The sequence below is a fragment of the Mesorhizobium sp. M9A.F.Ca.ET.002.03.1.2 genome (assembly GCF_003952365.1).
Lineage (GTDB): Bacteria > Pseudomonadota > Alphaproteobacteria > Rhizobiales > Rhizobiaceae > Mesorhizobium.
Genome location: NZ_CP034443.1, coordinates 6046204 through 6061144 on the forward strand (window position 1 = coordinate 6046204; position 14941 = coordinate 6061144).

12 protein-coding genes are annotated in these 14941 nt (G+C 61.8%); 7 read left to right on the forward strand and 5 right to left on the reverse strand.

Annotated features, from left to right (window positions below; all coding sequences use genetic code 11):
* Positions 1-70 precede the first annotated feature (70 nt).
* From coxB to EJ066_RS29420, 6 genes are read left to right on the forward strand one after another with little or no spacing between them, the layout of a single operon-like run.
* Positions 71-1048 (forward strand): cytochrome c oxidase subunit II, encoded by a 978-nt coding sequence (gene coxB / locus EJ066_RS29395; protein WP_126043385.1) that lies wholly within the window; start codon positions 71-73, stop codon positions 1046-1048.
* Positions 1045-3561: a cytochrome c oxidase subunit I gene (gene ctaD, locus EJ066_RS29400; RefSeq protein ID WP_126043386.1), complete on the forward strand. Its 2517-nt coding sequence runs from the start codon at positions 1045-1047 to the stop codon at positions 3559-3561. Before coxB ends, ctaD begins: the two co-directional genes overlap by 4 nt.
* A gap of 7 nt (positions 3562-3568) precedes the next feature.
* Positions 3569-3949: a hypothetical protein gene (locus EJ066_RS29405; protein WP_126043387.1), complete on the forward strand. Its 381-nt coding sequence runs from the start codon at positions 3569-3571 to the stop codon at positions 3947-3949.
* Positions 3946-4569, forward strand: a complete 624-nt coding sequence (locus EJ066_RS29410) for a cytochrome c oxidase assembly protein (RefSeq protein ID WP_126043388.1) — start codon at positions 3946-3948, stop codon at positions 4567-4569. Before EJ066_RS29405 ends, EJ066_RS29410 begins: the two co-directional genes overlap by 4 nt.
* Entirely contained in the window at positions 4569-5654 is a 1086-nt protein-coding gene (locus EJ066_RS29415) for a c-type cytochrome (protein WP_126043389.1), read from the forward strand. Before EJ066_RS29410 ends, EJ066_RS29415 begins: the two co-directional genes overlap by 1 nt.
* 35 nt (positions 5655-5689) lie before the next feature.
* Entirely contained in the window at positions 5690-7036 is a 1347-nt protein-coding gene (locus tag EJ066_RS29420; RefSeq protein WP_245455023.1) for a sorbosone dehydrogenase family protein, read from the forward strand.
* 75 nt (positions 7037-7111) lie between these two features.
* Here the strand turns inward: EJ066_RS29420 and EJ066_RS29425 are convergent, their stop codons facing one another.
* The 3 genes from EJ066_RS29425 to EJ066_RS29435 all read right to left on the reverse strand — a co-directional run bounded on the left by EJ066_RS29425 (position 7112) and on the right by EJ066_RS29435 (position 11423).
* Positions 7112-8242 carry a GNAT family N-acetyltransferase gene (locus EJ066_RS29425; RefSeq protein WP_126043390.1) on the reverse strand — a complete coding sequence of 377 codons (1131 nt, stop codon included), beginning with the start codon at positions 8240-8242 and terminating at the stop codon, positions 7112-7114.
* Complete coding sequence (locus EJ066_RS29430; RefSeq protein ID WP_126043391.1) at positions 8239-9234, reverse strand: sterol desaturase family protein; 996 nt, start codon at positions 9232-9234, stop codon at positions 8239-8241. The genes EJ066_RS29425 and EJ066_RS29430 overlap by 4 nt, the downstream gene beginning before the upstream one ends.
* Positions 9235-9497: 263 nt before the next feature.
* Entirely contained in the window at positions 9498-11423 is a 1926-nt protein-coding gene (locus EJ066_RS29435; protein ID WP_126043392.1) for a heparinase II/III-family protein, read from the reverse strand.
* Positions 11424-11538: 115 nt separating this feature from the next.
* Here EJ066_RS29435 and EJ066_RS29440 point away from each other — a divergent pair, with 115 nt between their 5' ends.
* Positions 11539-12780, forward strand: a complete 1242-nt coding sequence (locus EJ066_RS29440; RefSeq protein WP_126043393.1) for a cellulase family glycosylhydrolase — start codon at positions 11539-11541, stop codon at positions 12778-12780.
* Between the two features lie 303 nt (positions 12781-13083).
* Here the strand turns inward: EJ066_RS29440 and EJ066_RS29445 are convergent, their stop codons facing one another.
* A complete protein-coding gene (locus EJ066_RS29445; RefSeq protein WP_126043394.1) occupies positions 13084-13554 on the reverse strand; it encodes a VOC family protein in 471 nt (156 codons plus the stop codon).
* A gap of 432 nt (positions 13555-13986) precedes the next feature.
* On the reverse strand, positions 13987-14478 hold the full coding sequence (locus EJ066_RS29455) for a GNAT family N-acetyltransferase (protein WP_126043396.1): 492 nt from the start codon (positions 14476-14478) through the stop codon (positions 13987-13989).
* Positions 14479-14941 lie beyond the last annotated feature (463 nt).

The window sequence follows — 14941 nt, forward strand, 5'->3', positions numbered from 1 at the left end:
TTTCGTTCGAACCCTCAGTTGCCCGGAACCTTCCGCCCCTCTCGCTGGTTTATCCGCAGAGGGGTTGGAAATGGGTCAATATTTCAGCCTGTCCGCTGCGTCATTATTGCTCGCGAGCTATGCCGGCGCCCGGTCGGTACTTGAGCCCGCGGGAGAGGAAGCGCAGCAGATAGCGATATTGTTCTGGGTGATGCTGAGCAGCGGCGCGCTTATCTGGCTGGGCGTCGTCGCTCTGCTTCTTCATGCAGCCCTGTTCAATCGCCACGCGCTGAACGAAAGGTCTGCCGGCAGGATCATCCTTTGGGGCGGCGTCGTCTTCCCGTCGGTCACGCTTTGTGCCCTGCTCGCCTATGCACTGTGGCTGATGCCTGGCCTTAGGCCTTTCACCCAGGCGATGGGCTCCACCGCCCTGCGGATCGAAATCACCGGCAGGCAGTTCTGGTGGGAAGTCGTCTATCACCCATCTCAGGGCCCTCCGGTCGCTTCCGCCAACGAGATCAGGCTGCCGGTTGGCGAACGGGTCGAGCTGACCCTGAAAAGCGCCGATGAGATCCATTCCTTCTGGATCCCACCGCTCGGCGGCAAGATGGACATGATCCCCGGCCGCACCAACAGGCTTTCGCTCATGGCCACGAAACCCGGAGTCTTCCGCGGCCCCTGCACGGAATATTGCGGCACGTCTCACGCGCTGATGGCGTTCTCGGCCGTGGCGATGGAGCCCGAAGCATTCCGGTCCTGGCTGACCGCCCAGGCAATTCCTGCCGAAAGCGCAGGCGCGAGCGGCGGCGCGCTGTTCCTGCGTCATGGCTGCGGATCCTGCCATTTCGTCGCGGGCACCGATGCGCGCGGTCTGATCGGCCCGGATCTTTCGCATGTCGGTTCCCGCGCCACCGTCGGCGCCGGCATCCTGCCGAACACCGAAGACGCCATCGCCCGCTTCATCGCCCGGCCCGAACTGATCAAGCCCGGTTCCAGAATGCCGGCCTTCGACATGTTGCCGCCGGAAGACATTCGCGCCATCGCCACCTGGCTGAGAGGCCTGCAATGAGCCCTGCGATCAAGGAGCGTTCGCGGGAGGAATACAAGGCGCAGGAAGAACGGCTGCGCGCCGTCTGGGCCAATCCGACCGGCTGGCGCTACTGGACCTCGGTGAACAATTTCCAGATCGGCCTCTGGTACGGCTCGGCGGCCTTCGCCTTCATGCTGTTCGCCGGCGCGCTCGCGTTGCTCATGCGCCTGCAGCTTGCCGTGCCCGACAACGACTTCCTGTCGGCCGACGTCTTCAACCAGGCCTTCACCCTGCACGGCACGGTGATGATGTTCCTGTTCGCGGTGCCTATCTTCGAGGCGGTCGCGATCTTCCTCCTGCCGCCGATGCTGGGCGCGCGCGAGATGCCATTCCCTCGCCTCGGGGCCTTCGGCTTTTGGAGCTTTTTACTCGGCGGCATCTTCGTCTGCGGCTCGATCTTCTTCAATGCGGCGCCATCCTCGGGATGGTTCATGTATCCGCCGCTCGCCACCGACAAGGAATTCTCCGGCATCGGGGCCGACATCTGGCTGCTCGGCCTCTCCTTCATCGAGGTTGCGTCGATCGCGGCCGCCGTCGAACTCATCGTCGGCATCATGAAGTGCCGCGCGCCCGGCATGCGCATCAACCTGATGCCGCTCTTCGCCTGGTACCTGCTGATCGTGGCGGGAATGATCCTGTTCGCCTTCCCGCCGCTGATCGCCGGCGACCTCTTGTTCGAGATGGAGCGCATGTTCGACTGGCCGTTCTTCGACGCGGCGCGCGGCGGCGACCCGCTGCTCTGGCAGCATCTGTTCTGGATCTTCGGCCATCCGGAGGTCTACATCATCTTCCTGCCGGCCATCGCCCTGATGGCGATGATCGTGCCGACTTTTTCCCAGCGTCCGATCGTCGGTTATTCCTGGATCGTGCTCGCGGCAGTGGGAACGGGCTTCCTCTCCTTCGGCCTGTGGGTGCATCACATGTTTGCGACAGGCCTGCCGCAGATCTCGCTGGCCTTCTTCTCGGCCGCCTCCGAGGCGGTGGCGATCCCGACGGGCGTGCAGATCTTCGTCTTCATCGCCACCATGCTGGCCGGCCGGGTGATTTTCTCGACCCCGATGCTGTTCGGCACCGGAGGATTGGCCATCTTCGTCATCGGCGGGCTGTCGGGCGTCATGGTAGCGCTCGCGCCCTTTGACTGGCAAGCACACGACACCTACTTCATCGTCGCGCACCTTCACTACGTGATGATCGGCGGCATGCTTTTTCCGGTCGTGGCCGGGCTCTATTACTACTATCCGCTGATCGAAGCGAAGAAGCTCTCCGACCGTCTGGGACAGTTCGCCTTCTGGCTGATGTTCTGCGGCTTCAACGTCGCCTTCTTCCCCATGCATCTGAGCGGCTTGCGCGGCATGCCCCGGCGCGTTTTCACCTATCCGGCCGAAATCGGCTGGGACTGGCTGAACCTGATCTCGACGGCCGGAGCCTTCATCTTCGCAGCGGGCGTGCTGGTGATTGTCTTCGACGTGCTCAGGCCGAAGCGCCGGGAGCCGCGCGGCGAATTCAACCCATGGAACGCCGGCACGCTGGAATGGATTACCGAGCCCGAGGAGAACTGGGGCGTCCGCTCGATACCCATCGTGCAAAGCCGGTATCCCCTCTGGGACCAGAAGGATCTTGCGCGCAAGGTCAATGAAGGCCGCTGTTACCTGCCGGATGCAGAAGAAGGAAAGCGCGAAGGCATGGTCACCTCCGTGCTCGACGCCCACCCCATCCAGGTGCTGCGCGTCGGCGGTACTTCCCATGTCACCATCGTCTCGGCTTTTTCGCTCGGGGCCGTTTTCATCGCGCTCACCTTCCACTGGTGGATCGCGACGGCGCTGGCCGCGATCATCTGTCTTTGCGCCGTCATCTACTGGCTCTGGACGGGAACCGGAGAAGTCCCCGAGGAGCCGGAAAAGGACGTCGGCCTCGGCCTCAGCCTGCCGCTTTATGCCTCCGGTCCCGATTCGGTTGGCTGGTGGGCAATGTTCATCACCATGGTGGGCGACAGCACTGCCTTCGCCAGCCTGGTCTTCGGCTATTTCTTCTACTGGACGATTCACGCCGACTTCACCGCAGGGATTGCCGGGCCCGATGCGGTCTGGTCACTGGCGGCTGCCGTCCTGTTCGCTGCGGCGTGGGGCTTGATGGTGGCGGCCCGCATGTTCAACAGGCGCGGCGCCATATCCGCCATGCGCGGCTTGCTGGTGCTGTCCCTGCTAACCACTGTTGCCGCCTCCGCCGCGGGCTTGGCCGGACCGTGGTCACCCGGCATGGACCCGACGAGCCACGTCTATCCCGCAATCGTGTGGATCCTGGTGATCTGGGTGCTCGCGCATGCGGCGGTCGGCACGATCATGCAGGCCTATTGCCTGGCACGCTCGCTGGCGGGCCGACTGACGCCGAAGCATGACATGGACCTAGGCAACGTGGTGCTCTACTGGCATTTCCTGCTGGTCGCCGCCGTCATCACCTTCGCCGTCATTGGCCTCTTTCCGGCAGCGATGTGAGGTGGCGATGCGGCTTATCCCGAAAGAGATCGAAACGCTCTGGACGCTGTTTACCGCGCCCGTGGTGTGGATTGCGCATTTTCTCGTCTGCTACGTAGGCGCCGCGGTCTATTGCGCCAAACCCGAGCTTGTCGGGCTCAGTTTCGGCGCTGTGCGCGCGGGCATCGCTGCCGCCACTGTGATCGCCCTCTCGCTCATCGCGCTGTCCGCATGGCTCGCCTGGCGGCAGTGGGGCTTCGGCACCGACGATCCGCCCCATGACGACCCGACGAGACGGGACCGGTCCCTGTTCCAAGGCTTTGCGACGCTGCTGCTCTCGGGTCTCAGCTTCATCGCCGTGATCTTCACCGCGATGCCCGCATTGTTCCTGACGGAGTGTATCCGGTGAAACGGGCCTGCCTCATCGCCGGTCTCTTTGTCCTCGCCCTGGTCTGGCTCGGACCGCTGCTCGACGCCTGGCGGGAATCGTTCTCGGCGCACATGCTGGCGCATATGGGAGTGGTGGCGATTGCTGCGCCACTGCTGGCGATTGGGACCCAGCTCGGCCCGACATCAGATGCAAGCCGGGCGTTCGTCCTCGCCCTTCCCGCCTCGCTCGTGGAATTCATCGTCGTCTGGTCCTGGCACGCGCCGGCCTTGCGGGCTCTGGCGGAGAGCTCACTGTTTGTCACCGCCATCGAGCAGACCACGTTCCTCGCCGCCGGGCTATTCCTGTGGTTGGCCTGCCTGCCGCGCCGCGACCCGGTCATCACTGGCAATGCCGCCGGCGCCTTCGCCCTGCTTCTCACGTCCATCCATATGACCTTGCTTGGCGCACTGCTGGCGTTGGCTCCGAGGCCGCTCTATGGCGCGGACGAGGTCAGTTGCTTCGGCATCGTGCTTTCCGCGCAGCATGATCAGGAGCTTGGCGGCGTGATCATGCTTCTGGTCGGCGCTGCGGTCTATCTTGCCGGCGGCGTGACGCTTCTTGCGCGCATGCTTGCCACACCCCCGCGGAAGACGGTCTGATGCATATCAGTTGGAAGAAACTCGCCATCGCGCTTGCCATCCTGCCCTTCGTCGTGGTGCTGGCGGCCTGGATCGGCTTTTTCAATGTCGGTGCCTCAAGCGGCCATTGGAAGATCACCGAGTGGTTTCTCCATTTCGCCATGCGATCGGCTGTGCGCACCTACGCCCTGGCGGTCGATGTTCCCGAAGCCTTGCCGCGTCATGCGATCCAGCCGGCCGCCGGGCATTTCGCGCGCGGCTGCGCCATCTGTCACGGTGCGCCGGGCGAACCGCGGTCTCCTGTCGTAACGAGGATGCTGCCGCAGCCGCCTGACCTTGCCGGAACCGTCGGCGAATGGACCGACGCGCAGCTTTTCCGCCTCGTCAAGCACGGCGTGCGCTTCACCGGCATGCCCGCCTGGCCGGCGCAGGAACGCGACGACGAGGTCTGGGCGATGGTCGCCTTCCTGCGCGAACTGCCGTCAATGGACGAAGCCACCTATCGTGACCTCGCTTATGGAGAAAGGCTTGCACCTCCTGCGGGCGTTGCCGGAATCCTAAGGCAGGCGCTGGCCGATTGCGCCCGCTGCCATGGCGAGGATGGCCTCGGGCGCGGCCCAGCGATACCCGTTCTCGCCGGGCAGAGCGAGGCCTACCTTCTTGAAAGTCTGCGTGCCTACGCCGCGGGAGGCCGGGCAAGCGGGATGATGAGCCTGCCCGCCATTGCGGCGGGGTCTCACCTCTGGCCGGACCTGGCCAGGCATTTCGCCGCCTTGCCGACGACCGACCCGGACGGCGGAGGCGATCCCGCACTTGTCCGGCGCGGCAAGGAAATCGCCGGGCGGGGCGTGAAGGCGGCCAGCGTGCCCGCCTGCCTTGGCTGCCACGGAAGACAGGATCGCAGCCCGCTCTACCCCTCCATCGCCGGCCAGCCCGAGCGTTACATCGAGGCACAGCTCGGGCTGTTCAGGGCGGGAAAGCGGGGTGGAACGCGCTTCGGCCATCTCATGGCGAATGCCGCCAAAGGCCTGACGAACGAAGATATCCGCGCGCTTGCGGCCTATTTCTCGCTACCGGCTGCTTCGTCCGCAACCGGAGTGCAATGAGCGCGTTAGCATTTTTCCCACGCTTCGAGGTTCTGGTGAAAAAGTTGCTTGCCGCCCTTCTCATGCTGATCATCCTTTGCGTCGTCGCTGGCGGAGTGATCTTCTTCCTGTCCCGCGAAGAGGCAACAGTTCCGATTGCGGAGGGCTATGGCCCCAACCCGACCCTGCCGGAGCCCAATCCGACTTGGTTGCCGACCGTGCATGTCGCCGAAGCCATGCCCTGGCCGCAGGGCACGAAGCCAACGTCGGTCCAAGGATTTGCAGTCAATGAATTTGCCGGCGGTCTTGACCACCCGCGCTGGCTGCACGTGCTGCCTAACGGCGACGTGCTGGTGGCGGAGAGCAATGCGCCGCCCAAGCCCGACAACGGCTTCAGCGTACGCCGCTTCTTCATAGGCTTCTTCCAGAGCCGGGCCGGCGCGGCACCGCCTAGCGCCAATCGCATTTCGCTGCTGCGCGACCAGGATGGCGACGGGGTGGCAGAAACTAAAACGGCCTTCCTCACCGGGCTGTCCTCGCCATTCGGCATGACCTTGCTCAACGGCAAGCTCTACGTTGCCAATGCCGATGCAATTGTGGCCTTTCCCTACCAGGAGGGCGCGACCGAGATCACCGCACCGGCGCAGAAGATCATCGATCTGCCTGCGGGGCGAAACTACCACTGGACCAAGGACGTGACCGCCTCGCAGGACGGGACGAAGCTCTATGCGACGGTCGGATCCAATTCCAATATCGGCGAGAACGGCTTGCGGGAAGAGGAAAACCGTGCCGCCGTGCTGGAGATCGATCTCGCCTCGAAACAGACGCGTCTCTTCGCCTCCGGGCTGCGCAATCCGAACGGCCTGTCCTGGAATCCGGAAAGCGGCGAGCTCTGGGTCGTTGTCAACGAGCGCGACGAGATCGGCAGCGACCTCGTGCCGGACTACATGACCTCAGTGAAGGATGGCGGCTTCTACGGCTGGCCTTACAGCTATTACGGTCAGCATGTCGACGATCGCGTCGCGCCACAGCGGCCCGACCTCGTCGCCAGCGCGATCAAGCCGGATTACGCGCTCGGGGCCCACACGGCTTCATTGGGGCTGACCTTCAACACGGGCGACCTGTTCGGCCCTCAATACAGGAATGGCGCGTTCGTTGGCCAGCATGGTTCGTGGAACCGCAAGCCACGCAGCGGCTACAAGGTGATCTTTGTGCCGTTCACCGGCGGCAAACCCTCAGGCCCACCGCAGGATATTCTCACCGGCTTCCTGAGCGATGACGACAAGGCTCTTGGCCGCCCTGTGGGAGTGGCGGTAGACCGGCGCGGCGCCCTTCTGGTAGCCGACGATGTCGGCAACAAGGTCTGGCGGGTCGTTCCTGCCGGGACGCAATCGGCACTTTGACCGGTTCGTGCTGCCGGCGACCTGTCGGACACGGCGCTCTGGCGCGATCAAACCGAGATCCCAATCAAGCCGAAATCAAGGTGTCGGTACCAATCCGCGCCCGCGTACATGCCGGACCGTCTGACGCATACGATCGGCAAGGGAGGCGAGCGAGCCTTGCGCCGTGCGCGTCCCAAGAACCGATTGCAGGACAACACCCTGCGTTGCGAACTTGTGCTTGAACGACTCGGCGCCACAGAGGAAATCGACCGTGCCCAGGCCGTGATCGATCGACCACTGTATATAGTCCATCATCAGGATCATGCCCGGCGACGCTTGGCCGAAATCCGGATCGAATGTGGTCACGAAAGCCATCATGGTGTGGTGCTGGACGAAATTGATGGAGACCGCGACCATCGCGCCATCGCATTCAAGTACGAAGATGTGCAGCACGCCGGCGCGCGCCAGCGCGTCGACGAGTGCGGCGAGCACCGGCGCTCCCTCTTCGAAAAGCTGGGATTCACGCTTGTGCTGCACCAGCCATCTGCGCTTGAGGGCAGCGAGCCGGTCCAGTACCGGCTGCAGTGGCTCGCCAGGCGCAAGCAGGCGAAACTTCACTTCTCCGGCTTCTTCCAACGTCTTGACGCCGCGCCGATAGTTCTGCCGCGTCTTTTTCGACTGCGCCGCTAACCACGCGGCTCCGCTCTCCCACTGTCCGGTGACGCGATAACTGATTTCCTCTCTGTGATTGGGGCGGAGCCTGATGCCGCTGGTGGTATCCGGAGTGAAAATTCTGCGGGCCGTCGCACCCGGCAACAGACGATTGAGAAAGGCAAGATCAAAGCCACCGGCGTTACAGATCTGGGCCCATACGTCCTGCAGGGCCGACAGCGAGCATTCCGGAGCAATGAGAATGTCCCCATAGTCGGTATAGCTGCCGGCCGCCCATTCGAGAAACCGCAAGCCTTTTCGCTTGCCGATCGCCAGGGGAAGGACAGCAACGAGCCTGTCGCCGTTCCAGACCAGGCCGATCCGCAGCGCGCGCTGGTCACGGTCCGCTACGGTGCTCCACCATGCTGAAATCCAGGCATGACTCTGAAAGATCAGCCCGTCGGTGCGATGCCAAAGATGCATCCAATCGGCTTCGACCGCAGCCAGGCGATCCGCAGAACGGACAATTTCCAGGCGCTCTGCGCTCGAAGCGTCAATCGGAACAATGGTGTTCATGAAGGGGAATGATCCTGTGGCTGAGCGATGACATCGGGACGCCTCTGGAACAGCCTGATAACATGCCCACCCATCTTCTTGAGCGGCAGGATGTAAAGCCCAAAGAGCGATTGATAATCGCGCACATCCCGATCCATCAGGCCGAACTTGAGGTCTTCATCCGGGTCCGGGACGAAGTGCGTCCCGAAGAGGCGATCCCAGAACGAAAAAAGCAGGCCAAAATTCTTGTCATAGTGGCGAGGGTCGATGCTGTGGTGCACCTGGTGCCAATGCGGGCACAAGATGATGTTGTTCAACGGGCCGAAGGAGATCTTGAAATGGGTGTGACGAACAAAGTCCATCATCAGGATGTTGCGGATGACATAGACATTAATGCCGAAGATAGCGATCTCTACCGGATCGAGCGCGATCAGGCTCCAGATGCCGAAGCAGATCCCCGGAATGACGCCATCCCAGATACGGTTCATCAGATCGTCCAGCGGATGAACCCGATCCTTGGTGATTCCCACCATCACTTCGGCCGAATGATGCACTTTGTGCAACTCCCACAGGAACGGGAAGCGGTGCTGGGCGACATGGTAGATATAATAAGAAATATCGTAGGCGATCAGCATGGTTGCGGTGAAGATGACGATCGTCACCGGTCCGGCCGGGCCGTCGATGAGCGGCGCCTGGATATCGAAAAGCCAGCCGACTGCCTGGTGTGTCCCATAGCCCACGGCGGCAACGAAGGTGACGCCGGCAGGGATGAGCAGGAAAGGCATCAACGCGCGTTTTGTGACCCAAAATAGAACATCCGCTCGCGCCGACGGGTGCAGGATGACTTCCGCCGGGAATGCGAAATCGAAAAAATCCCTGAAGGATTTATGCTCGACAGTTCGCCAGTAAGCGACCACCGCGCTCCCCAATGCCGTGAGGAGAAGCAGGCCGAGAGTCAGAAAATTGATGTTCGAGAGCTTTTCTACGAGTGCTCCGGCAAATTCAGAAAACATCGGTGCAGTGGCTCCAGGACGGTAATTTGGCGCTCCCACGAATAGCGAAGCAAGAAACTTGCCAAATCCACTGCAGGTGGCCTGCAACCAGGTGGCCATCGCGTATGCAACGGGCAAGACATGCCGGAATTGCATCAGAGATAGCAGATCAACCGTAACAAAACCGCTAAAGGCCCGACCGTAATTCTAAAGGTCCGACCGTAATTTAGTTAATGTCGAATATGGCTGGAACACCGGAAGGGCCGCTTTGTGCGGCGCCGGTCCTATCGTTGCGACGGAGCCATTATCGTGAGGTGAGTCTTGACACCGTCTTCGCCCACTTCGCCACGCCAGGCGATGCGTTCGGCCGGCTGCCTTGCGCCAAAGCGCGGTGAAACCCAGCCGCCCTGCCCCGGTGCCTCGCCGCCGGCGCGGATGTCGACCGCAACGTCCGGAAGGCGGATGGTCATCAGCGGTTCTTCGCCGCGCAGCACCATCACCGTGTCTCCGTCCCGGTAGGCGCCGAGACCGGCTGCGAGTTGAAAGACGACCTCGGCCACGCGCTTGCCACCGAGCAGTTGGTCGGTCACGAGGATCCCGTCGGCCTGGTACGCCACGGTTCGCTGATGCACGACGCCGAAGCGGCTTCTATAGCCGTCATGCCGGGCGCGCAGCCTCCAGTGCGTTCCCGGCTCGCTCTCCATCCCTGGCTCGCTCTCCATCAATGCCGCAACCGCCTTGTGCGACCAGTTGAACTCCCCGGCGATGATGCTTTGGCTTTTGCCCTCAATGTTCAGCGTGTTGTGCGCCGGCGTCGAGCGGAACCAGTCGCGCCAGATGCCCCCCGAACCGTAGAGCCAGGTGCCGGGGTCGACCAGCACCGGCTCGCCATCGATGCACAGGGTGAGCGACAGCGCGTCGGCATGGCCGTGCGCCGCTATCGAGAGATAGCCAAGCGGGCCGTGGTCGAATGTCAGGTCGATGCTGCGGCCATTCATCTCACCGCGCCAGACGGAGAGCCCGCCTTGCGTGAACGTTTGCAACCCATGCGATACCGGCGCCGGTTCCGACGGCGCGCCAAAGAAAAGCGCACGAAAATCGCCTGGCGCCGCCGCGATGCCCGGCATCTGGAGAAAGCCATGGATGGCTGCGGCGATGGATTGGACATAGCCCGGCTCGTCCCCGAGCGTCAGCACGCGGCCTTCATCGTTGTCGCCAAAGCTGGCGGCTTTCGGTGGGAGCCAGCCGACAAAATTGGCGAATGCTGCCAGCCGCGCTTCGACAGGCGAGGGAAACGGCTTTCCGGCCTGGCGTGCCGCCGCAGCGCACAGCAAGATGAGTTCGGCCGTGAAGGCCGCGTATGTCGGGGTCTGCTCGGCACCGGCGCCGTCGGCGAGTATCTGCTTGTGCGCCTCGGCCAGGAGGGCGTTGCGTACAGCGTCGGAAACAGTCTCCAACGCTAGGCCGATCAGATATTGGCCAGCCAGTTCTGCGACGAGATGGTTGTTGGCGGAGGAGAACCGGGAGGGGAACCGCGGCAGCCAATAGGCGCTTGCCGCCAGTATTTCGCCCACTTGCTGCCGTGTCGCCGCGCCGAGTCGGTCGCCGACGAGGTCCATGGTGACGATCAGGCTGATGGCTCGCAGCGCTACTTCGATGCCAGAAGCCCAGCCAACCCCGCGAAACGGCGGGTTGGCGCCATGCCAACTGTCGATCGCCGCCTCGATGGCCATTCGGGACTGATCGTCACCGGCGAGAAGCAGGTGAGCGGCAAGCGGCGGCAACTGCTGCAGCCGGTTGATCTCCCAGACATACTTTACATCGCCGCGGTCGCCGCGATGGCGAAAGTCGATATCGAAAGTATAGATCTCGGGACCCGGCCAAAGCCCGCCGGTCACCGGATCAAGGCGCCAAAGCTCGGGAGGAAACAGTCGATCGGTCCCGCGCCGTGGCCATGTCCGCCCAAGTGCGGAAAACTGGCCCGCAAGCGTCCCTTGCGCGGCCGCCGCCAGGGCTTGCCGTTGTGCCGGTGTCGCAGCCAGCACGGCCTCGCGCGATCCACGCAGCACCGGATGCAACTGGGGCGAAGCATAACGCGCCCAACCGTCGTCGCGGCGCGAAGCGATCCTTCGACGCTGCTCGCCCAGCCGGTGCAACACCTCGGCCGGCTCCATGCTGCGCAACCGGTTGATGTACCAGCCGATTCTCATACATGCTCCGCCAAGGGTTCGATCCTTATATACCATGCTGCCGAAAAGCCGCGCGGCGGCAATCCTCTTTTCCGTTCCTGCGGTTAATATCTTCGGCACAATATGGAGAGTGGCGATGAGAAGGATGGCGTGTGTTGCGGTGTGGGTGCTCGGCATGGCGGTAGCCGCCAGCGCCGCGCCGATCCCGCTCGAGCGCGGCGTTGGCGTGCATGAATGGCTCAACTGGTCGCCGGTGGAGGACGACGGCCTCTACAGTTGGCCGCCCTACCGCAGCGAGGAGGAGTGGCGCGCCGGACACAGGCCGCTCACCGATTGGCCGGCTGGCGACGAGTTTGCGCGCATTCGATCTATGGGCTTCGATTTCGTCCGGCTGAGCGTCGACCCCGGCCCTCTGCTTGCCAGCGAGGGCGCCAGACGACAGCAGGCGCTGGATATACTTGCGGCCGCGGTCGAGCGGATCGCATCGGCCGGCCTCAAGGTGGTTTTCGACCTGCATGGCGTCACCCAGGTTCCGGCCTACAGCATGGAGATAATCTACGGCGGCGCCGACAGCGAGGACGTTGCCCGCTATCGCGAAATGGTTGTGGCGGTCGCCACCATGCTGGTCAAGGTTGGCACCGACAAGGTGGCTCTCGAACCTTACAACGAGCCGGCATATTACCCCTGCGATTCGAGCGGAAGCGACGACTGGCAGCGGATCATGGCAGGCACGGTCCGCGATATTCGCGCCGTCAGCAGCGAACTCACCATCGTCGCAACGGGCGCCTGTGGCGGCAGCATTGCCGGACTGGTCAATCTCGCTCCCAGCTTTGACGATCCGAACCTCTACCACAGCTTCCATATGTATGAGCCGCACAGTTTCACGCACCAGCGGCCCGACGGGACAGACACCTTCGCCTCGGGCCTTCCCTGGCCGGCTGACAGCAGTACGCCCGAAGTAGTGACCGAAACCCTTAAGGCGCAGATGAACGCCGCCGGCTTGAGCCCGGTCGAGCAGGTGATGAACATGGTCGCGGCGCGTGAAGCCATCGCCCGATATTTCGAGCAGAACTGGGGCCCGAGCCAGATCGAGGCGAGCTTCCGTCAGGCGGTCGACTGGGCCGAGGCCCATGGCATTCCAAGCCGGCGGCTCTTCATGGGCGAATTCGGCGTCATCCTCATGTCCACGGACGGCCGCATGGGTGCGTTCGACTCTGACCGTCTGCGCTATCTCAAGGCGGTGCGCCAGCAGGCGGAACGCTTCGCGATCCCATGGTCTGTCTGGGAATTCTCCAATCCCTATGGAATGACCATCATCCAGCCCGATGGGCCTGCGGTGCCAGACTCGGAGATGTTGCAGGCGCTGGGCCTGCCATAGCTGCCGTCACCTCTTCGCAGGCGAGCAGCCAGCGCCGCCGCATGTGGATCGGGATCGGCCTGCCTTCGTTAACAAAACGACCGTTACGCTGACACGGAATTGTGTTCGGAAACTATGTTCGGGTTTGTCGCCAACGAGCTGTCGTTAAAGCGATCAAGCCGAGCGGTCCGGAGTCGACCCGAATCTGCCCTCCGCCGGACCGCCACCGATGAGTAAAAACCAGCCTAAAGCGGACCTCGTTTACGATCCCGAGGCGGACCTTCGCAATATTCTGACGGAGGCTCGGACGGGTCGTAGGGGTTGTCAGTCTGGCCAAAGCTCCTGCTTGCGTTCTTCAAAGCCGAGCACGCGTTTGCTATCGGTCCACCGTGCTACCTCGCCCTCCATTCCATCCGGGTCCTTGAAGGTCACCAGACGGACGGCGCCGAAATCTGTAATGGTCCCATCCGAAGCGCCGGCTTTCACCAGACGTCGCCTGACTTCCTGCAAGCGCTCTTCATCGTCTACCTTCAGTGCGAGATGGTCTATGTGACCTCTCTTCCCCATCTGCATCGACCCATTTTCATACCCCGTTGGTTCGGGCATTTGGAACGGATGAAGGGCAAAGCCACCTCCAACATCGATAAGTGAGTGACGAAGAGTGCCGCCACCTTCACCGAGCTCGGACAGGTCGAACTTCGTTTCCGCGTCGAAGATTTCTCCATAGAAGCGAATGAAACGGTCCATGTCGTGTGTGAACAACGTCAGATGGTGCGCACCAACGGTTACAGGCATACCGAACCTCCCTTGCCGATAAGATGAAGAGCATACCATTTTGCATTGAACCGGGCGACTTGGAGCCGCGATACATCACTGAACGCGAATGGCCGCTTGGTCCGCAAAGCGGCTGTTCGATGCGTTGGCGCTGATTTCTCCTTCCCACCCTGGAGCGACGTTGTCGTCATGCAGCGGCAGTGACCGGTTCGGGGTCTCCTATATGCGAAAATCGACGGTTACGCTGACACAAAATTGTGTTCGGAAACTATGTTCGGTTTGTCGCGCACGAGCGGTTGTTAAAGCGATCAAGGCCGAGCCACAGTCGACCCTTCTAGGACACTGGAGAACGCGAAAATCGACACGTTTCGGTCATTCAGGTCCAGTCGCTCTATAGTGCGCGCGACCCCTTGCGGACAAAGGTTGGCGTAGATCCACTCCAAAGCTTTGTCCTCAATGATCGCGAGGAAAGAGCCGCTTCTTAGCCTTCCAAAAGTCCAGGCGTTGCCCATCCCCGACGTCCTTTGAACATTCCTGGACAATCTCGTAGCCGAGACCTTCGTAAAACCTCTTGGATGGTAGCGAAACACTGAGCACGGATTCACTTGTTCCAGACGCTCTCGCCTGCTCTTCCAACATCTTCATCAGAGCCTTGCCCAGACCGACTCGTTGGCGATCTGGGTGAACAAAGACAGCGAATATCTCTCCATCAACCAGGCTTCCTGTAGTTATGATCTCGCCATTATCTTCCGCAACAAGAACAATTCCGGCCTGTGCTCGTTCAAGAATATTCTGGTCGGAATGGAATTCCTTAAAGAATTCTACTGCGCGAGGCGGGTATAAGTTTGAGTAACTTATATCAATTGTATCCCAAATCAGCCGCCGTAGGGAGTCAAGGTCAGAACACTGGAATTGATGTATTTTAGTCTGTCTAGAGGTGCTCATCACAACAGCCTATCAGCGAGGCAGAGAATCGAAAACGCCTGCGCGGCTAGATGACTTAATCTTGAAATGATGACTGACGGTGGAGTCCTGTGCCATAGATCGTTTTGGAAGCAATGACTGCCCCCTCTCAGCGAATTTGCAGAACTCTCAGCACACTACCTTAAGCGGCTAAGACGGCTAGCCAGCGAGATAGACAGCAGGAGCGAATTTCAGTTCGCCGATTGGAGGCTGACCGTCAAAGACAATCCACTGGACATAACGCGGATCAACCGATCCGTAGGTGAGCCGACCATCACTCCTAAAGCCGAATGGCATTGGCTCGAAGGCGCGTGTGGTAAGCTGGTGTATTGCGTCGTGGTCGCGAGGCTCTTCATTGCGTATGAACACGGTGTGATTTCCTGCCTCTGCTGCCTCGGTAGCATGGTGTAACCAGTGCGGTAAACGACGGCTTGTCCCGCAAGCC